General features: G+C 37.1%; 23 protein-coding genes and 1 pseudogene. 18 read left to right on the forward strand and 6 right to left on the reverse strand.

The window, feature by feature from the left end; genetic code table 11:
• Window positions 1–77: 77 nt before the first annotated feature.
• Together C5L23_RS04940 and C5L23_RS04945 are read left to right on the forward strand one after the other, a co-directional pair.
• Window positions 78–932: a hydrolase gene (locus C5L23_RS04940; RefSeq protein ID WP_133264375.1), complete on the forward strand. Its 855-nt coding sequence runs from the start codon at window positions 78–80 to the stop codon at window positions 930–932.
• 1 nt (window position 933) lies between these two features.
• The gene (locus C5L23_RS04945; RefSeq protein ID WP_010007859.1) at window positions 934–1866 is read left to right on the forward strand and encodes a hypothetical protein; all 933 of its coding nucleotides are present in this window, start codon (window positions 934–936) and stop codon (window positions 1864–1866) included.
• Between the two features lie 48 nt (window positions 1867–1914).
• Here the strand turns inward: C5L23_RS04945 and C5L23_RS04950 are convergent, their stop codons facing one another.
• Window positions 1915–3222: an NCS2 family permease gene (locus tag C5L23_RS04950; protein WP_133264376.1), complete on the reverse strand. Its 1308-nt coding sequence runs from the start codon at window positions 3220–3222 to the stop codon at window positions 1915–1917.
• A gap of 147 nt (window positions 3223–3369) precedes the next feature.
• Window positions 3370–4731, reverse strand: coding sequence for an MATE family efflux transporter (locus C5L23_RS04955; protein WP_133264377.1), 1362 nt, complete (start codon window positions 4729–4731; stop codon window positions 3370–3372).
• Window positions 4732–4860: 129 nt separating this feature from the next.
• Between C5L23_RS04955 and C5L23_RS04960 the strand changes: the two genes are divergently transcribed.
• The 9 genes and pseudogenes from C5L23_RS04960 to C5L23_RS05000 all read left to right on the forward strand — a co-directional run bounded on the left by C5L23_RS04960 (window position 4861) and on the right by C5L23_RS05000 (window position 13249).
• The gene (locus tag C5L23_RS04960; protein ID WP_010007858.1) at window positions 4861–5538 is read left to right on the forward strand and encodes a 2,3-bisphosphoglycerate-dependent phosphoglycerate mutase; all 678 of its coding nucleotides are present in this window, start codon (window positions 4861–4863) and stop codon (window positions 5536–5538) included.
• Between the two features lie 29 nt (window positions 5539–5567).
• On the forward strand, window positions 5568–6644 hold the full coding sequence (pepA, locus tag C5L23_RS04965) for a glutamyl aminopeptidase (RefSeq protein ID WP_010007856.1): 1077 nt from the start codon (window positions 5568–5570) through the stop codon (window positions 6642–6644).
• Between the two features lie 57 nt (window positions 6645–6701).
• Window positions 6702–7877 carry an FtsW/RodA/SpoVE family cell cycle protein gene (locus tag C5L23_RS04970; RefSeq protein ID WP_133264378.1) on the forward strand — a complete coding sequence of 392 codons (1176 nt, stop codon included), beginning with the start codon at window positions 6702–6704 and terminating at the stop codon, window positions 7875–7877.
• Window positions 7874–8188, forward strand: coding sequence for a YlbG family protein (locus tag C5L23_RS04975; RefSeq protein WP_133264379.1), 315 nt, complete (start codon window positions 7874–7876; stop codon window positions 8186–8188). The genes C5L23_RS04970 and C5L23_RS04975 overlap by 4 nt, the downstream gene beginning before the upstream one ends.
• Entirely contained in the window at window positions 8169–8723 is a 555-nt protein-coding gene (gene rsmD, locus C5L23_RS04980) for a 16S rRNA (guanine(966)-N(2))-methyltransferase RsmD (RefSeq protein ID WP_133264380.1), read from the forward strand. Before C5L23_RS04975 ends, rsmD begins: the two co-directional genes overlap by 20 nt.
• 9 nt (window positions 8724–8732) lie before the next feature.
• A complete protein-coding gene (coaD, locus tag C5L23_RS04985; protein WP_010007852.1) occupies window positions 8733–9218 on the forward strand; it encodes a pantetheine-phosphate adenylyltransferase in 486 nt (161 codons plus the stop codon).
• Window positions 9202–10293 (forward strand): annotated as a pseudogene (locus C5L23_RS04990) (SepM family pheromone-processing serine protease). Before coaD ends, C5L23_RS04990 begins: the two are co-directional and overlap by 17 nt.
• Before the next feature lie 71 nt (window positions 10294–10364).
• Window positions 10365–11030, forward strand: a complete 666-nt coding sequence (locus C5L23_RS04995; RefSeq protein ID WP_133264381.1) for a helix-hairpin-helix domain-containing protein — start codon at window positions 10365–10367, stop codon at window positions 11028–11030.
• The gene (locus C5L23_RS05000; RefSeq protein ID WP_133264382.1) at window positions 11030–13249 is read left to right on the forward strand and encodes a DNA internalization-related competence protein ComEC/Rec2; all 2220 of its coding nucleotides are present in this window, start codon (window positions 11030–11032) and stop codon (window positions 13247–13249) included. The genes C5L23_RS04995 and C5L23_RS05000 overlap by 1 nt, the downstream gene beginning before the upstream one ends.
• 102 nt (window positions 13250–13351) lie before the next feature.
• On the opposite strand, the gene C5L23_RS05005 is transcribed toward C5L23_RS05000, so the two are convergent.
• The 4 genes from C5L23_RS05005 to C5L23_RS05020 form a co-directional block, all read right to left on the reverse strand.
• Window positions 13352–14485: a tyrosine-type recombinase/integrase gene (locus C5L23_RS05005; RefSeq protein WP_029508657.1), complete on the reverse strand. Its 1134-nt coding sequence runs from the start codon at window positions 14483–14485 to the stop codon at window positions 13352–13354.
• A 106-nt stretch (window positions 14486–14591) separates the two neighbouring features.
• A complete protein-coding gene (locus C5L23_RS05010; RefSeq protein ID WP_010007848.1) occupies window positions 14592–15101 on the reverse strand; it encodes an Ltp family lipoprotein in 510 nt (169 codons plus the stop codon).
• Window positions 15102–15155: 54 nt separating this feature from the next.
• Window positions 15156–15578, reverse strand: a complete 423-nt coding sequence (locus C5L23_RS05015; protein WP_010007847.1) for an ImmA/IrrE family metallo-endopeptidase — start codon at window positions 15576–15578, stop codon at window positions 15156–15158.
• Between the two features lie 21 nt (window positions 15579–15599).
• On the reverse strand, window positions 15600–15980 hold the full coding sequence (locus C5L23_RS05020) for a helix-turn-helix domain-containing protein (protein ID WP_133264383.1): 381 nt from the start codon (window positions 15978–15980) through the stop codon (window positions 15600–15602).
• A 283-nt stretch (window positions 15981–16263) separates the two neighbouring features.
• Between C5L23_RS05020 and C5L23_RS05025 the strand changes: the two genes are divergently transcribed.
• The 7 genes from C5L23_RS05025 (at window position 16264) to C5L23_RS05055 (ending at window position 19790) form a co-directional block, all read left to right on the forward strand.
• On the forward strand, window positions 16264–16479 hold the full coding sequence (locus C5L23_RS05025; RefSeq protein ID WP_010007844.1) for a helix-turn-helix domain-containing protein: 216 nt from the start codon (window positions 16264–16266) through the stop codon (window positions 16477–16479).
• 208 nt (window positions 16480–16687) lie between these two features.
• Window positions 16688–16960 (forward strand): hypothetical protein, encoded by a 273-nt coding sequence (locus tag C5L23_RS05030; protein ID WP_133264384.1) that lies wholly within the window; start codon window positions 16688–16690, stop codon window positions 16958–16960.
• Between the two features lie 105 nt (window positions 16961–17065).
• Window positions 17066–17791, forward strand: a complete 726-nt coding sequence (locus tag C5L23_RS05035; protein ID WP_010007840.1) for a phage antirepressor KilAC domain-containing protein — start codon at window positions 17066–17068, stop codon at window positions 17789–17791.
• A 1-nt stretch (window position 17792) separates the two neighbouring features.
• Window positions 17793–17996, forward strand: a complete 204-nt coding sequence (locus C5L23_RS05040; protein ID WP_010007838.1) for a hypothetical protein — start codon at window positions 17793–17795, stop codon at window positions 17994–17996.
• A complete protein-coding gene (locus C5L23_RS05045; RefSeq protein ID WP_010007837.1) occupies window positions 17993–18178 on the forward strand; it encodes a hypothetical protein in 186 nt (61 codons plus the stop codon). The genes C5L23_RS05040 and C5L23_RS05045 overlap by 4 nt, the downstream gene beginning before the upstream one ends.
• A complete protein-coding gene (locus C5L23_RS05050) occupies window positions 18178–19137 on the forward strand; it encodes a recombinase RecT (protein ID WP_010007836.1) in 960 nt (319 codons plus the stop codon). Before C5L23_RS05045 ends, C5L23_RS05050 begins: the two co-directional genes overlap by 1 nt.
• Window positions 19134–19790 carry a hypothetical protein gene (locus tag C5L23_RS05055; protein WP_010007835.1) on the forward strand — a complete coding sequence of 219 codons (657 nt, stop codon included), beginning with the start codon at window positions 19134–19136 and terminating at the stop codon, window positions 19788–19790. Before C5L23_RS05050 ends, C5L23_RS05055 begins: the two co-directional genes overlap by 4 nt.
• Window positions 19791–19797: the final 7 nt, after the last annotated feature.

A 19797-nucleotide genomic window follows, 5' to 3' on the forward strand; every position in this document is an offset into this window, starting at 1 on the left:
AATACATTAATAGCCTATGAATTATCGTAAAAATATCGTATGCTAAACTTAATTTCTCAGTTGTGGAGGTCTTCGCAGTGAACGAAACACATCAAATGGTATCAAAAGCATTACAGGGTCAGTTGAGTATAAAAATAGATTATTTGAGTCAGGTACAGCAGGCTATTCAAAATGAAAAGTTGGCACCATTGTATCGCTTATTAGATAAGCAAAGATATGATGACGTAACACAATCTGATCAAGCTGATGACGCGCAGGAGAATTTAGCGTTTTTATTACAAGATAATCGCGCTAGTATTGCACAATTTTTAGCGCCGGATTTACTGGCTTATATTAAAAGTTATTATCCTTTTTTTGAGCTGTATCCCTTAGATGCTGAATTAGTAACATATAGTGTTTTTATCGGAGATTGGTGGAATCATCGGCAAATTGGTGTTTTAGATATTATTAATGTTCGCTTTGATTTAAATGAAGAAGCAATTGATAAATTACGGCGTACGAGTCAATTGGAACACGATCAGTCAATTTATGATACCGATATTGATGAAATTAATAAGATCATGGTTGGACTGTCAGAGTTTTTGGATGATGCTACGAAACGACAGTTAGAAATCAGGGTCATCGACGATCAAATTGAACAATTGCATGAGGATAAAAAAGGTTTCTTTGTGAATCGTGCGGATCAAAAAACGCGTGATGAGCTACAAAAGAAACGCCAATTATTGCTTGCATCTGAGAAACGTGTACCAGCAGTTGAAGAAAAATTAAAAGAGCACCAACATGAACTATTAGAATTAGAAAAAGAAAGTACCTTGCTTGATTTAGAATTAAAAGTCGTGCTTGAAAAGTTTACAGATTATGCTACCTTTGAACAAACTTTGCATGATATTTATCGTGCTTATATTGCAAATTTATTAGGTAAAGAGAAGTAACATGTCACAGCTCAATTATTTTAATACAAAAGAATATGCACAACAATTGCGCAAAGATTTAAAGGTATTTTCGCGTTTTAGTGAATATATTACAGCACTCTCTCAATCGACCAATGTCACAGAATCTTTAGGCATGTTGGAAGGTATTCTATCTTTTGACAGCCACGAATCCGAAATGTTACGAATGGACAATCGCTTCTGGTATGCAACGACGCACTGGGTGAGTGTGGTTTTTGCGCAATTGATGAAGAGTACGTCAACTTTGGATATTAATGTGTTAATGCCACAAGGACAAAAAACAACGATATTACATTTTAAAGAATGGTCCAATGCAGAATTTCGTTTCGTTAAAGCACCATTGGCAGCTGGTGGATTCTATTTAGAAGAAGATACATATAATTTACGTGTAGCCTATTGGGATATTTATCAGAAGCGATTTTATATTGATACGACGGAATTAGCGATGTTAATGCAATCTAACGCAGCGCAGCTTGCTGGTGTGAAGACACTACTACAATTTCAGCAGCATTTATTTTTAATCGGCCATCAACTCGAGCAACTTGGGTATGATACTGATATTCATTATTTGAATGTCAATAACGCCGAACGCTTAGAAATGCGTCAGTTAGATCTCACAACAGAAGTATTTGATAGCTTATTTATACAGGCTGCACATTCTGGATTTGTTTTACGACTATTATCGGATGATCAAAATGAGGGGGCTTATATCGATTTTGAAGATGGTAGACTTTCCATTATTCATGAACGTGATCAAGAAGGGCACTCACATTGGTATTATGATTTAACACATTTAACACCAGACACAACTTTTTTTACACTGATACAAGTATTCCCATTTTTGGGAAAATGGTATAATGACTGGCAAAATCAAGTTGGTATTAATGATCATCGTGAAGTATTTACAACAGTATAAAAATAACGCCACTACTTATCTTGAGTAGCGGCGTTATTTTTATGCTATTTAATGTGCAATAATGACGAGGAAAATAATGAAAATGACAGCTAATACATACATCAATGGATGAACTTTTTTACCACGACCAGTTGCAATCATAGTAATGGGATAAAGAATAAAACCAAGTGCAATACCATCAGAAATTGAATAAGTTAATGGCATACCAATGACAATAAGGAATGCAGGAGCGGCAACTGCAAGATCATTCCAATCAATTTGACGAAGATTTTGTGCCATCAATACCCCCACAACAACCAAAGCTGGGGCAGTGACTTGTGACGTTACGACAGTTAATAATGGTGAAAACATCAAGGCGAAAATGAAGAAGATACCAGTGAAAACACTTGTTAATCCAGAACGGCCACCTACAGCAATACCAGATGAAGATTCAACATATGCAGAGGTAGGTGATGTACCTAAAATAGCACCAGCGGTCATACCAACAGCATCGGCCATTAAGGCCTTACCCGCACGGGGCATTTCATTATTCTTCATGAATCCAGCTTGAGTAGCTAAGCCAATCATTGTACCAGCTGTATCAAAGAAAGTAACTAGCAAGAAAGTTAGAACAACAATAAACAATTGAACGGAATTAATATCGCCAATATGCAACAGTGACTGACCGAATGTTGGTGCTAGAGATGGTGCCGGAGAAATTAAAGCACTGGGTAATTTAATTAGGCCGAAAATAATACCAACAATAGCTGTTACTACCATACCAATGAAAATAGCTGCTGGTGTACGACGGCTCATTAAGATGAAAGTAATAATAATACCAAAGATTGATAACAACGCGGTTGGGGTAGTTAAATGCCCTAAGCTCACCATTGTATCTTTGTTGGCAACAATCAATCCAGCTTCATGCAAACCGATGAAGGCAATAAATAATCCAATTCCGGCAGCAATAGCTAATTTCAAATTTTGTGGAATAATGTTAATAATTTTTTCTCGAATTTTAAATAATGTTAAAATCAAGAAGATAATGGCAGCCACTAAAACACCGGCCATCGCTGTTTGCCATTTAACACCCATACCAATCACAACAGAGTAGGAGAAAAATGCATTAACGCCCAAACCAGGCGCAATAGCAATCGGGTACTTAGCGACAATACCCATGAAAATAGTGGCAATTGCTGCTGCAATGGCTGTGGCTGTGAATACAGCACCTTGATCCATTCCGGCAGCGCCTAGAACTGATGGATTAACAAACAAAATATAAGCCATCGAAACGAAAGTCGTAATACCGGCCACGAGTTCAGTCTTAATATTGGTTTGAAGTTCATCTAATTTAAAATAATTTGCAATCGACTCCATGATTGCCTCCCAAAAGATAGTTACACACTGTGTACGTATTTAAGTTTAGCAGTCATTTAAACGAAATTAAATCATATTACGTGATGAAAACGTACTATTTGTTAGATAACTACGATTGTGATGTATTGAAAACGGTTTAAAGACGAATTATAATTCTTGATTGTTCGTTTTTTGATAAGATATTTTGGTTCTTAAACTATTAACTATTTTAAGATAAGAAGGAATCATCACTGCAAGAGAACCAACCCATGCTAAGACATTTGCTAAACTAGCACCAAAGAATCCGAATGGTCCGACCAACACAATTGCAGTGATCGCACGCATAACAAGTTCAGCTACACCTGCATATGTTGGTGTTTTGGCATCGTTTAACCCTTGTAGGACATAGCGAATAATGAAGAGGGCGGATAAGAAGAAGTAGAACGTACCGTTTGCCCAGAAGTATTGTTGCGCTAAGTTTAAGACAGCATGTTGACCACGACCGACAAATAATGCAACAAGGAAATGACCAAATGTGATCTCTAAGGCACCTAGGATAATGGCTAAACTAATGGTCATGATTAATGATTGTTTAACACCGTCAAGTATGCGTTGGTACTGCTGAGCACCATAGTTTTGAGCAACGAAAGTTGCCATTGTAATACCAAACGACATTAATGGTAATGTTGCAACTTGGTCAATGCGTTGAGCAGCTGTTGTTGCCGCTACGGCATCGGTACCTAATGTGTTTAACGCACCTTGTAGTACCAAGGCACCAATGGCTACAATTGAACTTTGAAATCCCATTGGTAACGCCGCGTTGAGATGCACTTTGATATCTTGGAAGTCCCATTTTAAATCGGACTTTCTAATTTGCAACATAGGTATGAAACGATAAATATGCCAAAAGCTAAGAACAGCAGATAATGTCTGGGCAATGACAGTGGCCAATGCAGCACCAGCGACACCCCATTTGAAGACAAGAATGAAGAGCAATTCTAACCCAACATTGACAAACATACTAATAATAAGATAAATAAGTGGTGAGCGAGAATCACCAACGGCTCGCATAACATTGGCTGTAACGTTATAAGCCATAGTCGAGAAAAGGCCGGCTAAAATAATACCGATGAATGTTAACGCGTTATTAAATATGTCATCGGGTGTTTGCATGATTTTGAGTAGTGGATAGACTGCTATTAAGCTGACAGTAGTCACAACAACGGTTCCGATAGCTGAAACTATTAGTGTACTTGCCATGCTTTTTTTAACTTCTGGTAAATCTTGTGCACCAAAACGTTGCGCCGTAATAATGGAAAGACCCGCAGTAAAACCTTGTACAAAGCCGATGACTAAGAACATGATTGAACCTGTTGAACCGACAGCGGCAAGTGCTTTAACACCTAAGGTTTGTCCAACGATTAATGTGTCTGAAAAATTATAAAGTTGTTGAAATAAATTACCAATCACTAAAGGTATGGTAAAGAAGAGTATTTGTTTTGCGGCATTGCCACGTGTTAAATCTTGCATATGTGTATTCTCCCAAAAATAGTCCGAGAATCATTGTAAACGAAAAAGAAACGATTGCCTAGTTTGTTTGCTTAATTTGTCAAAAATTATTGCTATAATAGGAATAACCATCAAAAAAGGAGTTGGAATATGGCAGCAACACTTGTAATTGTACGGCATGGTGAGTCAACAGCTAACCGTGATAATGAGTTTACGGGTTGGAGTGATGTACCGTTGACACCCAAAGGGTACCAACAAGCACATCAAGTTGGCCTAACATTACAGCATGCAGGTATTTTATTTGATGGGGTACATACGTCTTTATTAAAGCGTGCGATTAGTACAAGTAACGTTATATTAGAAGATATTCATCAGTTATGGTTACCTGTTAATAAGTCCTGGCGTTTGAATGAACGGCATTATGGCGCGTTACGCGGGAAAAATAAAGATGATGCACGTGAATTTTATGGCAAATCTCAGGTTGCGTTATGGCGTAGAAGTTATACGGCAATTCCCCCTTTGTTATCAACAGATGATTTAATACATGAACGCCGATATCGCCATATTGAAGAACCATTAGGTGAAAGCCTTTCAATGGCAAGTGCGCGCCTATTACCTTATTGGCAAGACGTGATTGCACCAGCATTAAGAGATGGTAAAAATCAACTGGTGGTTGCGCATGGTTCGACGTTGCGTGCCTTAATTAAATTATTAGAAGAAATTCGTGATGAAGATATCGATGGCCTTGAAATTGGTAATGGCGAACCCATTGCTTATTACTTTGACGATGATTTTCAGATGAGTGAGCGACATTATTTAATGTCGTAGGGACTAGGCATCATTCAAGTAGGTGTGATATGAACAATAAAACATGGCAACGTATTAAAAAATATACTGAATTACAAGGTACATCTGGCCAGGAATTTATGGTACGGCAACAATTTAAGCAAGATTTAGCACCATTAGTTGATGACATAAAAAGTGAAGGCTTAGGTGGTATCTTTGGTGTCAAACATCATGATAATCCCAAAGCACCTCGCGTAATGTTTGCTGCGCACTTAGATGAGGTCGGTTTCATTGTAACGCAAATTCTACCGAGTGGTGCATTACAAGTCACGCCAATTGGTGGGTGGAATCCAACAGTCGTTAGTTCACAACGTTTTACATTATTTACGCGATCAGGTGCGTATCCTATTGTATCAAGCTCTGTTTCGCCTCATTTATTACGAGGCAATGCAAATCAGTCCGGCGTACCGACTATCGATAATATTTTATTTGATGCGGGCTTTATGGATAATAAAGAAGCAGATGCTTTTGGTGTCCGTGTGGGTGATTTTATTGTGCCAAAAGTTGAAACCGTTATGACAGCTAATCAAAAACGTGTAATGAGCAAGGCTTGGGATAATCGTTTCGGTGTCGTGACGGTTTTAGAAGCGCTTGAGACGCTAAAAAATGAAGTAACACCAAATACTTTAATTATGGGTGCTGATGTTCAAGAAGAGGTTGGCTTGCGGGGAGCACATGGCGCGGTTAATTTAATGAAACCAGATATATTCTTTGCTATTGATTCAAGTGCAGCCGATGATACAAGAAGTGCTCAAGGTACTCAAGGTGTTCTTGATCAAGGCACATTAATTCGTGTTTTTGATCCTAGTGTGATTATGCCTGTGAGATTAAAAGAGTTCTTATTAGATATTGCATCTGATTATCATATTCCGTACCAATATTTTGTGTCTAAGGGTGGAACAGATGCTGCCGCTGCGCAAAGTGAATTAACTGGAATACCTAGCGTGGCCTTAGGAGTGGCTTCTCGCTATATTCATACACACCAGACTGTATGGTCGATTAAAGATTTTGAAGCGGCAAAAGCGTTGGTAGTAGCGATTGCGCAACAGCTTGACGCCAGCACACTTAAAACGATTATGGAAGGATAGCTACTTGGCAAGACAACCCAGAAAAGTTGAATTGTTCGTAGCGGGTTATATAAACTTGTGTTTAAAAAGTTACAAAAATTAGATTATTGGATACTGGTGCCCTTTGCTGTTTTGAGTGCTTTAGGTATCGTAATGGTATTCTCAGCTAGCCAAAGTAGTGCGATTATCAATTTTATTAAGCAGCTCATTTTCGTTGTGATTGGTTGTATGGGCGCCTTTTTCTTTTTCCACATGAATTTAAATGTTCTACGTGGTAAGAAAATTTTAGAGCGTATACTCTGGATAATTATCGTTTCGCTTCTTTTAGCACGCTTTGCGTTTCCACCCGTTAATGGGGCGCATGGCTGGATGAACTTTGGATTAATTACAATTCAACCAGCAGAATTTTTAAAGTTAGCATTAATTCTTTATTTTGCAGATTATTTATCAAAAAATCCTTGGAATGAGCGATTGCGCATTAGATCTCAGCAGATTATCCAATTTAGCGCATGGAGATGGCCTGCAGCAGCTTTAGTCTTGGTTATTTTTATGCCGGATAATGGTAATGCAATGATTACATTAATGATATTATTAGTGATATTGCTTGCTTCAGGGATTTCACGTTTATGGGGTGCGACAGTTGTTGCGTTATTTTCACTTGGTTTTGCTATTCTTCCTACATTAATTAAATTAGTGGTGCCAGCAAGTTATTTTAATAATACGAGTCAACACTATGCAGTGTCACGATTGATTAACTTTGTTAATCCTTGGGAAAATCCAGATGCCAGTCGACAATTGTTATATGGTTACTATGCGATTGCACACGGTGGATTATTTGGTGTCGGATTGGGTAATTCGTTAATTAAGCCCTATTTGCCTGAATCCAATACGGATTTTATTATGGCTATCTTTGGTGAAGAGATGGGTGCAATTGCGACTATTGCAGTATTAGTATTAATGCTAATATTAATTGTGCGTATCATTTTAATTGGTATTAGAGCATCTCAACAGTATCATCGTCTCATGATGTTTGGTATTGCAACCTTATTGTTTATGCAGACATTTGTTAATTTGGGCGGTGTTATTGGCCTACTGCCAATAACTGGTGTTGTTTTCCCATTTATATCTGGAGGTGGATCTTCCTATATCGTGATGAGCGCTGGAGTAGGAATGAGTCTTAATATTGCGGCTCATCAAAAGAAATTAGTACGCGCACATCGAGATGATATTATTGCTAGAAAGGAGCGATTATGACATTTAAAATTCAGCCCCGACGCGCATTATATATATATTTAAAAAATATTCGTCATGCTCAACAATTAAAAAAATTTGGTCGCATTGTCTATATATCTAAAAAAATGGCGCTTGTAGCATTGTATGTTGATGATGATGAATTAGATAAAAAGATTAGTCATATTATGAGCTATAAATTTGTTAAAAAGGTGACAACCTCACCTCGTCCAGATATTGATCCAGATTTTGATAATGTTCATGATGATATTTTCTTTGAAAGTTATGATGAACAAGAAAGCGAGTCACAGCATTATGCGCATAATAGCCGGTAAATTTCGTGGTACACGCCTCGAAGCAGTTAATGGTAGCAAGACAAGACCAACAACAGACAAAGTAAAAGAGGCCATGTTTAGCATGCTCATGCCATACTTAGATGATGGGCAAGCGCTCGATCTTTATGCTGGTACTGGTGGGTTAGGATTGGAAGCCGTTTCACGAGGCATGACACATGCTACGTTGGTTGATCGTCAATTTCAAGCGATTAAAGTGATTGAGCAAAATGTTCAGAAGACACATGCTGAGAACCAATTTACAATTTTGAAGGCACCCGCACAGGCTGCATTACAAAAGTTAACGGCACAACAAATTAAGTTTGATATGGTTTTTTTGGATCCACCATATGCTAAAGAAACCATTGCTGATGATATGGCATATTTATATGCGCATGATTTATTACAAAATCATGCTATTATTGTCGCTGAAAGTGACGACGCTGCTAATCTACCAGACGCAACAGAACATTTTTCGATTATTCAACAAAAGCACTATGGTATTACGATCGTGACAATATACCAGGTTGAAAGGTGAAATTAATTCATGGCAAAGGCACTATTCCCAGGTAGTTTTGATCCACTAACGAACGGGCATTTAGATATTATTGCACGTGCTAGTAAATTATTTGATGAAGTGGTTATTGGTGTGGGAACGAATACATCTAAAAAAGCGTTATTTTCAGCTACAGAAAAATTACAATTGATTGAGGGCGCAACTACACAGTTTGATAATGTGAGTGTGTCATTAATGTCTGGGTTAACGGTTGATTTTATGGCGGAAATTAATGCTGAGTATTTAGTTCGTGGTTTACGTAATGCAACTGATTATGAATATGAGCGTGATATTGCCGAAATGAATCGGCAGTTAGCAGGTATCGAAACGATTTTGCTCATGGCAAAACCTGTTAATCAAAATATCTCGTCATCAATTTTAAAAGAAGTTGCAAAGTTTGGTGCTAACATCGATCATTTAGTGCCAGATAATATTAACAAAGCTTTACAGGAGCGTTTCCATGAGAAAAAAGAGTAAAGTTATCGCCATTATTTTGGCTAGCCTTGTAACATGTGTGCTAGTTGGTGGATTTTGGCCAGTCAATGGATACATCGAATCACCGGGTGGTGCGGATGATTTATCACAATTTGTACGCATTGATAATAAGCAAGATACGCAGAGAGGGGCTTATCGTATTACCTCTGTGTATCTTTCAGAAGCCAATGGTTTTAGTTATTTGAAATCAAAAATTAGTCCACATGAAAGTTTTGAAAAAGCGTCAGATATCACGGGTGGTGAAAGTACCGAAAATTTTGACAAAGTACAAAATTTTTATATGTAAAGTGCGATTGCTAATGCTCAAATTGTTGCCTTTAAGCAAGCGCATAAAACAATCAAAGCAACGTATCGTGGTATCTATGTATTAAGTGTTTCGAAAACATCTAATTTTAAGAATCGTATTCGCATTGGTGATACAATTACCGCAATTGATGGTCATCACTATACTAATTCAGATGGTTTTATTAAATATTTGGCGAATAAGGATAAAAACAAAAAGGTTACGGTTACCTATCAAAGAAATAATAAACTAGGCAACACATCTGGAAAGACCATGAAATTACCTGGTACTAAGACGAAAGAATTTCCTAATGGTCGTACGGGCATCGGTATTGTCTTGACTGATAATGTATCGATTAAAACAGTGCCAAGTGTTAAGGTTGACGCTGGCCAAATCGGTGGTCCTTCGGGGGGCTTGATGTTTTCATTACAAATATATGATCAATTAACGAATCAAAATTTGAGAAAAGGCCGTAATATTTCCGGCTCAGGTACAATTTCTTCAGAGGGTTATGTAGGCGAAATTGGTGGTATTGATAAGAAAGTTATTGCAGCTAATGCAGCCGGTTCAAAGGTATTTTTTGCACCATATATTAAACCTAGTCGTGCGCTATTAAAGTTAGAGGAGCAGCATAAAACAAATTATATGTTGGCGCGTGATACTGCTAAAAAGTATGCACCAAATATGAAAGTTGTACCTGTTGAAACCTTCCAAGACGCACTGAATTATTTGAAAACAGGCAAAGTTATTCAAACAACTGATAAAGTTCAATAATCATTAAAAACTTGTATTCAATACAAGTTTTTTTTATTGCGTACGTAATATATAGCAGAGGCGTACGTTATATGAATCAGTGGGATCAAATCAAACAATTTATCATGACTCATAAGAAAATAGTGATGGTTTCTGTAACCCTAATTATTTTTTTAATGAGTTTAATTGGCATATATTTTTATAGTGGTGTTACGAACCCAACATCACCAACTAGTACACTAAGCAGTATTGATAAAAGTTCCAAAATTAATCAATCTGGTCAATCAGGAGAAGCAGTTCACGGAGGAAATCACGTCGATCATAAAATTATTGTAGATGTTAAAGGTGCCGTTAATCATCCAGGTGTGTATAAAGTATCCGACTCGGCCCGAATTGAGCAAATTGTGCAACTTGCAGGTGGATTCAATAAAAGTGCAGACCAATTACACATTAACCTGGCGCAAAAAGTAGCGGATGGGCAAGTCGTTTATATACCAAGCAAGGATGAAAAAACGCCTGATATTTATCAATCTCAGCAACAAAGTGTCGCCAGCTCATCAACCGCGACAACAATTAATCTTAATACAGCAACAGTTGAAGAACTACAAAAATTAGATGGTATTGGTCAAAAAAAGGCAGAACAAATTATTGCCTATCGTACTGAAAACAACGGCTTTAAGCAGATAGAAGATATTAAAAAAGTATCCGGAATTGGTGATAAACGCTTTGAAAAAATAAAGGATATGCTTTCAATCTAATGCACCAAAGAATACTTTTATTAACTAGTTTAATTGTAGCCACAGTAAGTGGCCTTGTGTATCAGTGTAATAGTGTGACGATAACATTATTTCTATTGATGGTTGGTATTTTGTTGAAGTTAAAATCCTTTAAATTATTACTTGTGATTACCATGATTACTTTACCTTTTTTAAGCTATTTTATTTATGATAATCATCAGCTTGAACAGATAAATAAAATGCAACCGGATAGTTATGTTACTGGATATATGTTTGCGGATGATATTGAGGTTGATGGCGATAACTTAAAAGCAGTTGCATATTTAAGGCATCATGAAAAGGTGAAACTATACTGGAAAGTCCCAACACAAAAAGAAAAGCAGTGGCTAGAAACGAATACCAGCACCTTATATTTTCACGCTAATGTTAAGCAAACAGTAATACCGCCAGCCACTAATTTTAACCAATTTGATGCTCAGAAATTTTATAAAACGCAAAAAATAGTACATCAAGCGACGGTTCAACAGTGGTCATATTCCAAACAATCAGATGATAATTTTAAGCCGAATTTTTTGATCGATAATTTAAGACAATGGCATGCAAGAGCTTTGGGACAAGTAGCACAATTACCACAGCCATTAGCTAACTATGCTCAAGCATTGTTATTAGGTACAACACCGAAATCTTTATATAGCGATAATCCAGGTATTTCGACTTTGGGGCTAATTCATTTATTTAGTGTTTCTGGCTTTCAGGTCAGTTATATTATTACAACTTTGATGAGTTTAGCACGACGGCTACGTATGATTAAAGAATACGCTGTTATTTTTTTAATGATGATTTTAATTATGTTTTATATATTTGTTGGTGCACCAGCAATATTAGTACGCGCTGTTGTCGCAGGAGAATTAGCTTTATTATCGTTAGGATATAAAGGCTTTAATTTATCAGCGACTAGTATTTGGGCAATTAGTTTATTAGCTAGCTTAGTAGTGGCACCACAATTATTGTTGACCCTTGGCGGGCAATTATCTTTCTTATTGACATTTTGTTTACTGTTTTCTCGCCATTTATCTTTTTGGCAATCTAATTTATTAATGGGCATCGTGATGTTTCCATTAATTACACATCAGCAATTTACCTGGCATTTGTTGGAAATACCGATTAATTTTTTGGCGATACCATTGTTTGAAATCATCATTGTGCCTAGTATTTTTGTTGGCGTGTGGCAAATACCTTTTATCACTTCATTTGTTAACCAGTTAATTCATTTATTTGCGTCAATTATTGACACGGTGGCATCGTTACCACTTAATTGTGTGGTTGGTAAATTAGCTTGGCCTTTTGTACTGTTGCTACTCATTTTAGCTATGCTATCGTTTACCAATAAGAAAACAACCGCACGCATTGCTCGCATGACTTGGTTGATAACGTTAATTTTAGGTATCATTTGGGTCCGCTTTCCTCTACATGGTGAAGTCAGTTTATTTGATATTGGTCAAGGGGATGCGATATTAGTTCGATTACCATTCAACCAGAATGTTACGCTGATTGATACAGGCGGAAAAGTGAACTTTGGTGAAGAAAATTGGCAAAGATTAAAGTATTCACGGCCAAAGGGAGAGACGGTTATCATTAATTATCTACACAGCCGTGGTATTTCTAAAGTAAATCAATTAGTTTTAACGCATCAAGATCAAGATCATATTGGTGATGCGTATATTATCTTGCAAAAGATGGCAGTAGATCGTGTGATTATACCAAAAGGGATGCGGCAACAACCTGCTTTTGCTCAAAAAATAAAGCCGTATCTTAAGCAGAGAACACAAGTGATTGAAACCACGGACAATGATACGCAACAGAATATGCCTTTAAAGGTACTTTATCCTTTTGAATCTGGGCATGGTAAAAATGAAGATTGTATCGCCTTATACGGTGAATTTGGTGGTAAACGATTTTTGACATCAGGAGATTTAGATAAAGCAGGTGAAGAAAAAATATGTCAAAAATATCCAAATTTAAAATTAGATATTCTAAAATTCGGACATCATGGGTCGAAGACATCTACTAGTAGTGAAGCAATAAAGCAATGGTGCCCGCAATATGGTTTAGTATCAGCTGGCCGAAATAATCGATATCATCATCCCCATCAGGAAACCTTAGATCTGGCGCAACAACAAAAATTAATCGTTTATAATACCCAGATAAATGGTATGATAACATATGTTCCACGGATTTGAGCTTAAGATAACCTAAAAGGCAATATACCAACGTTTTAAAATTTATAATATTCGTTTATGCTTTTAAAATGTTGGGTAGGGTTGGGAAAAAGTTGGGAACTTTTAGAACATGTTTCCGATCTTAGTAATCACATTCTGTTTGCCTTCATCAGTTCCGTTGTTATAGAACATGGACATGTCCAACTTTGAGTGTCCTAAAATATTGGCAATGTCTCGTGGATTTATTCCCTCTATTCCAAAGGCTATGGTAGAAAATGCGTGACGTAGTTTATGTGGCCAAACATGAATACCGGTATCTTGACTTATTCTTTGGAACACTTGGGTTAATTGAGTATAGCGAACGTGATTTCCCCAGTGGCTTACAAATATGAAGTCATCAGGGGACATGATTCTGCCTTTCTTGGCGTAGACTTTCTTAGTTTCCTTAATAGCTTGATTAACATATTCCTCTACAAGAGGAGTCATAGGTACCCAACGTTTAGATGAGTGTGTTTTAGGTTCTGTTACTTCTCCGTGAAGATTAAGAACTTCAAATACACCAATCATGTTGTCTTTAACGTATTTCAACTTAATACCGTCTATCTCTTCATGGCGTAGTCCTAGAGTAGCCAACATTGCCATGGCTCGTTCTTGAGTGGATAAACTTGGCGATAACTTGATATAATTGAATACTTTTTCAAACTCCGATCTAGTCATTGAAGTATCACGTGGTTTTGTACCTGATATTTTGATTTTCTGGATCGGATTTTTTGGTATGTCATCATTGACTAATGCGTCTGCAAACACACTAGAAACAATATGACTAAATGTAGAAGCAGTATTGTGAGCGTAGTTCTTGTCTTTGATGAGTTTAGTTATCCAACGTTGATAATCACCACGTCTAACATCAATCATTAGCGTGTCGCCCCAATCAGGGTAAAAACGCTTTTTAAACATTGATTTTGATCGTGCATATGTTGAATAACGCCAAGAACCATTGTTTAGTTTCTCTTCACAATATTGTTCAAAATACTCCTCAACAGTAAGCGTTGTATAACCAGTTTCAGATTCAAGATCAGATATGATTGACTGCTTCATAGAACGCGCCATATCAAACGAAGTAATGCCTTGGCGTTCTACTTGATGACGCTTACCACGAATAGTAATAGTAAATCTAATACGCCAGCGTTTCCCTTTATCAGTCATATAACTTTGTATTTGGGGATCACGGCGTTCTTTTTTATAAGTATATTTCAAAATAATTGTCCTTTCTAAACCACTTTTGTCGATAGCAAGGTGTTTAGAAAGAGGGCAGTTTAACGGCATGACTTTGTGGCCTATGTACGCCCAAAGAGGGCATTAATTATTTATTGAGATTTGCTATTGCATAGTCAGCTTGTGCAGTAGTGAATTTTTCACCAGCAGCGGACACTAATTGATCATGAATTGAATCTACTGACATACTCATTTTTTCTTGATAGGTTTTTGCTTTATTTAACGCATTTTTATTGTAATCTGCTTTAACATTATCAATGGCATACTGTGCAGCATCAGCAGGAAATTTTTCACCGGCTTCAGATGTGAGTTGGTCATAAATTCCTTGTTTAGACATACTCATTGTGTCAGAGTATGTCTTTGCTTTTGCCAAGGCAGCACTGAATTCTGCTGAAACTTTTGGCTTGGAAGATGAACTACTTTTGGATGATGATTTTGATGGTGAAGAAGATATTGTTTTGGAGGAAATGTTTTTAGTGGCCATGCTACCAAACATTACAATAATAACAATCGCTACAATCCAAAACAAAACACGTTTGTAAATGGGCTTCTTTTGCACATATGTGTTGCCGTTCTCATCTACAATCTTTTTACTCATAAAAAACTCCTTTGCCTTTTAACGTGGTTGCTTGGCACGTACTACTTATTTTATTTAACGTTTAACAATTTCTGATAAAACAATGGGCTCTAAATAACTGCCAATTCCAAATACGTGCATAAATTCTAAATAACGCTCTGGTAAAAAATCACCATCTGGAAAATACATATTCAGTAATCTAATAATAGCATTTCGGTTGGCACGTCGTTCTTCGCTACGTTTACCCAAGGGAGAGAAATTGTAGATCTGAATGTTACCATGATCTGCATTGATAACATGATCCAACTCATGGGCTAATCTGAACGGAATTGAGTAATTTGTATCAAAATTGGGATTGATATTTATCCAACGTAAAGAGGGTGTTGCTGTATCTGGTTCACTAGATGGACCAGATATTTTACTAACATAAATATCATTGCTTCTAGCTAAATCTTGTAGTTCTTCATAATAGTGTTCGTGTAATGCTTCATGCTGCATACATAGTAGGTCTCCTGGTGATTATTTCTTACTAGGCTTACGATTACCGTTTTCGTCAATTTCCCATTGCCCAGTATCAATCATTGTCTGAGCAAAAGCACGTAACTGTGCTACATATTCTGGAGACAATTCAGCACCATCAAATGAGAGGATATCATCAATAGCCAAATCAGAAGGGTGATTTTTATTCTCTAGGGGCATAGTCATTTCATCTGTACGACCAAGAAGATAATCGGTTGAGACGTTCAGGACATCGGCTACCTTTTGAATAGTTGAAGGTTTTGGTTCGTGAATATCCCACTGGTAGATACCTGATTTTGATATACCAACTTGTTTGGCTAGTTTTTCTATAGATAATCCTCTTTTTTTAGCGGTATCTTTTGTACGTGAAAGTAGCGTCATAATAATCTTTTCTCCAAATGTGTACAAGAAAAGTCTAATAAGTTAGAAATATATGTTTACAAGTCTAACTAGTTGTACTATAATAATTCTTGTAAGTTACTTAGTAAGCTAAAAGCAAAACAAAAACACTTACGTATTATCTATCTTGGCGGAGGGATAAAGGCGTTTAGTACATTTGTTATGCGTATTTACTATGTCATTATAGTCTAAATTATCAGACTTGTAAATAAAAACTTATAAGTAATCATACAAAACTTAGTAAGTTTTAGAGGAAGGAGACACCATGACAGAACAAATGATTGTTAACGCTGCCCGTGAATTTAAAAAGCGTGTCAAAGATGCGCTTTACGATCGAGAGATGACACAGCGAGATTTGGCCAAAGCTATAGGTGTTAGTGAAGCGACATTGAGTTTAGCTATCAACACATACGCTGTTAACAAGCAATCGCGAGAAGTTAGAAATAAGGTACGTCAACTTTTGAATATTGAAGATGTATAAACGACTTTCCAACTATGGTCATTGAAATATTGAAGAGTATGGATATAGTCGTCTTCGAATATTTCTCCTTCTCCTTCGGAAGAAAGATAAAATTTTTTATCGAATGTATTGCGTTTCATATTATTATTTCCTTTTTTTACTAGGCACTGCAATGCCAGTAACTAAAGGATAGCGCTGTAATAACCACAAAAGATAGCAAGGTGTAAATATGGAAACAAATGAAACGATTGAAGCATTGTCCCGGCTGTTGAACGAAACAGTCGGCGAGCTTCAAAAGTTAAAAGAACAAGACGTTGCCTATGTTTGGAATAGTGATAAAAAAGCTTATGAAGAACTTGGCATTGGTAGAACGTATTTTGAAAAGATACGTCACAAACTACCACACATTGAAATACCTGATGAAAAAACAGGAAGCGTAGGGATTGTATATCCGAAGAAAGCCGTTAAGCAATGGCTAGACGAACATACAACAACGTATTAATCGCAACAAAAAAGCACCTAAACGGACGAGGTTTAGATGCGGAAGCTGTAATCTAGATTAGGATTTACAGCTCCGATTATATCAAAAATAAGAGGAGAAAACAAAATGCAAGAAGTTATCAAAATTAATCAAAACGAACAAGGTGAGGCACAAGTGAGTGCTCGAGAGTTATACCAAGCATTAGGAGTGAAGAAACGTTTTAGTGCCTGGTTTACACAAAACAGTGACCAATTAATTGATGGTGCAGATTTTACAGGTGTACTTGGAGGTACACCCGTTAAAGGTGGTAATGGAAATGTTCAATATTTACAGGATTACTCGTTAACGGTAGACGCTGCAAAACAAATTGCTTTAATGTCTGGTACTGAAAAAGGTAAGCAAGTCCGTATGTACTTTATTCAAGTGGAAAAAGCATGGAATAGTCCAGATCAAATCATGGCTCGAGCGTTACAAATTAGCAAAATGAAGCTTGAGAATAGGGATAAGCTAATTGCCGAAATGAAACCAAAGGCATTGTTTGCCGATGCAGTAGCGACTAGCGAAACAAGTGTATTGGTAGGGGAATTAGCTAAAATACTTAAACAAAACGGTGTCGACACTGGTGCCACACGATTATTCAGTTGGTTACGTAATAATGGCTACTTAATCCGTCGCAAAGGCACTGACTATAATATGCCAACGCAGAAAAGTATGGAATTAAGATTATTTGAAATTACCGAAACATCAATCACTCGAAGTAATGGCAGCATCACAGTATCAAAGACACCAAAAGTGACGGGTAAAGGTCAACAATACTTCATCAACAAGTTCTTGAAAGAGAAGGTGGGCTAATATGATCGCAATTAATATCTTAATCGTAGTAATCGTTGTTGGGTGGTTCATCTACAAAGAAAATATTGATTGGTGGCTCACGATCAAAGCTATCAAGCGTGAATTGCGAAAAGGCAAGCCAGTACATTTCTATACAGAAAATGATGAAATATGCATTAGTAACATTGCTGATTTGAAGCAAGAAACCGTGTGGTGGTGGATATGAGATATGTACCAGATATCACAGAACGACACGATAGCACGTGGGGTGATCAATTCTATTACGAAAAACAAGACAGGCGAGAGTTTTTAGAACATGAAATCGAAATATCTAAGCAAGAAATAGATGGTTGCAATGATTACATTGCTGAGTGTGAAGAAGAGTTATCAGAGATGGGAGCAGATTAATGGCAAATGATGTAGCGAAAATGCAGAAGATGATTAACAGCGACAAAATGACAAAACATTTTGAAGATATTTTGAAAGACAATGCTGCTGGTTTCTTAAGTGGGCTATCGACAGTAGTGGCGTTGAACCCAGACTTGGCCAAAACAAATATTGCCGATTTGACCAGTATTGCCATGCGCGCAGCAGTGCTTGATTTATCGGTTTTGCCTGACTTGGGTGAAGCCTATGTCATACCGTATGGTAAAAACCGGAAAATTGATGGCAAGTGGGTCACAACTGATGTTAAACCACAATTTCAGTTAGGTTATCGCGGCATTATCAAGTTAGTTCAGAATACGGGGCGCGTTGGTCGTATCGGGGGTAGCGTGGTCTATGAAGCGAATAAGCCACATTATAACTACGTGTTTGATGAGTTCCGAATGGATAACGAAGACTATGATCCCTATGTTGATGGTAAGAGTCCCGTTGCGGGTTATATTGCCTTTTACTATTTAGATGGTGAACGCATTGTTAAGTATTGGCCATTACAGAGAGTGGTCGAGCATGCCCTAGAATTTAGCCAAACATTTAAGGGATTAGATTACAAAGATAAGTATGGTAACAAACCTAAAACGCCTTGGTATTCAGACTTTGATGCTATGGCCATTAAAACAGTGATGAAGGATTTGCTTAAGTTTGCTCCCAAAACAACTAAGGTAGCACAAGCCATGGCCGAAGATGACCGTTCAGAACGAGAAGTTCGTGATGTAACGCCTGATAATGCACCGCAACAGCAAGTAGTTGAAGCCAATAATCAAACGAGTGCAAGTGCAGTCATTGAACCGGAACCAACTACTGAAACGCCTAAGGCACCTGCCACTGAACAACCACAACAAAATGCAAAAACAATAAGTGATAATCCATTTGCTGATGATGCTAATGCCGGGTCTTTGTTTAATAATTTGGAGGATGTGAAATGAGTGAAGTAAAAACAGTTTTACCAGTCGTAACTTTTGAAAATGGCGTTGCCCAAGGTTTTGAAGATTTGCGTGCCATGTTGCGTGGCGTTCAAGTTGTGGCTATTGAAGACAAGATTGATGCGCAACAGATGGCAGCTTTGAAAAAGGACATGAAGTTCGTATCGGATAACATCAAAAAGTCCACCAAACAAGCTGTTAAAGAGTATGAGAATCAACTACATGAACAGAATGGCACGTTGTTTGCTATTCAAGATACGGCAGACAGTATTATTGCGGATATTACTGAAAACCAAAATGTTTATAACACAGGCAGGCTTAAAGAATTAGAAGTTGTCTTACAAAAAGAAGTTGATGAACGTAATGAAAATTATCAACTAAAAGTACCGTTGACGATCAAAGCGGACTGGTTAAAGATGAGTAACTTTACGGCAACCGGTAAACCAACTAGTGCTTTAACAAAGTTATTGAATTTGGAATTTATCAAAGCAAAATCGGAAGAGAATAAAGTACCTGAAATTACTGAAGATGAACGCTTTAAACGAGCATTGAAATATCAGTTTGCTAAAGTGTGGGAACAAATTGAAGATGATGATATCTATAGTGGTGCTGATATCAAGAATCTACTGAAGCCGATTGCAAGTGAATTTGGTTAGAGGGATG

The sequence above is a fragment of the Leuconostoc fallax genome, from assembly GCF_004354645.1.
GTDB lineage: Bacteria > Bacillota > Bacilli > Lactobacillales > Lactobacillaceae > Leuconostoc_B > Leuconostoc_B fallax.

Excerpts from the sequence above, each read along its gene's own strand:
- C5L23_RS05045 (WP_010007837.1), top strand. The coding sequence starts at position 17,993 with ATGAGATATGTACCAGATATCACAGAACGACACGATAGCACGTGGGGT.
- C5L23_RS05020 (WP_133264383.1), bottom strand. The coding sequence starts at position 15,980 with ATGACGCTACTTTCACGTACAAAAGATACCGCTAAAAAAAGAGGATTA.
- rsmD (WP_133264380.1), top strand. The coding sequence starts at position 8,169 with ATGCGCATAATAGCCGGTAAATTTCGTGGTACACGCCTCGAAGCAGTT.
- C5L23_RS05015 (WP_010007847.1), bottom strand. The coding sequence starts at position 15,578 with ATGCAGCATGAAGCATTACACGAACACTATTATGAAGAACTACAAGAT.
- C5L23_RS04945 (WP_010007859.1), top strand. The coding sequence starts at position 934 with ATGTCACAGCTCAATTATTTTAATACAAAAGAATATGCACAACAATTG.
- C5L23_RS04950 (WP_133264376.1), bottom strand. The coding sequence starts at position 3,222 with ATGGAGTCGATTGCAAATTATTTTAAATTAGATGAACTTCAAACCAAT.
- coaD (WP_010007852.1), top strand. The coding sequence starts at position 8,733 with ATGGCAAAGGCACTATTCCCAGGTAGTTTTGATCCACTAACGAACGGG.
- C5L23_RS05050 (WP_010007836.1), top strand. The coding sequence starts at position 18,178 with ATGGCAAATGATGTAGCGAAAATGCAGAAGATGATTAACAGCGACAAA.
- pepA (WP_010007856.1), top strand. The coding sequence starts at position 5,568 with ATGAACAATAAAACATGGCAACGTATTAAAAAATATACTGAATTACAA.
- C5L23_RS05010 (WP_010007848.1), bottom strand. The coding sequence starts at position 15,101 with ATGAGTAAAAAGATTGTAGATGAGAACGGCAACACATATGTGCAAAAG.
- C5L23_RS05025 (WP_010007844.1), top strand. The coding sequence starts at position 16,264 with ATGACAGAACAAATGATTGTTAACGCTGCCCGTGAATTTAAAAAGCGT.
- C5L23_RS05040 (WP_010007838.1), top strand. The coding sequence starts at position 17,793 with ATGATCGCAATTAATATCTTAATCGTAGTAATCGTTGTTGGGTGGTTC.
- C5L23_RS05055 (WP_010007835.1), top strand. The coding sequence starts at position 19,134 with ATGAGTGAAGTAAAAACAGTTTTACCAGTCGTAACTTTTGAAAATGGC.
- C5L23_RS04955 (WP_133264377.1), bottom strand. The coding sequence starts at position 4,731 with ATGCAAGATTTAACACGTGGCAATGCCGCAAAACAAATACTCTTCTTT.
- C5L23_RS05035 (WP_010007840.1), top strand. The coding sequence starts at position 17,066 with ATGCAAGAAGTTATCAAAATTAATCAAAACGAACAAGGTGAGGCACAA.
- C5L23_RS04995 (WP_133264381.1), top strand. The coding sequence starts at position 10,365 with ATGAATCAGTGGGATCAAATCAAACAATTTATCATGACTCATAAGAAA.
- C5L23_RS04975 (WP_133264379.1), top strand. The coding sequence starts at position 7,874 with ATGACATTTAAAATTCAGCCCCGACGCGCATTATATATATATTTAAAA.
- C5L23_RS05000 (WP_133264382.1), top strand. The coding sequence starts at position 11,030 with ATGCACCAAAGAATACTTTTATTAACTAGTTTAATTGTAGCCACAGTA.
- C5L23_RS04960 (WP_010007858.1), top strand. The coding sequence starts at position 4,861 with ATGGCAGCAACACTTGTAATTGTACGGCATGGTGAGTCAACAGCTAAC.
- C5L23_RS05030 (WP_133264384.1), top strand. The coding sequence starts at position 16,688 with ATGGAAACAAATGAAACGATTGAAGCATTGTCCCGGCTGTTGAACGAA.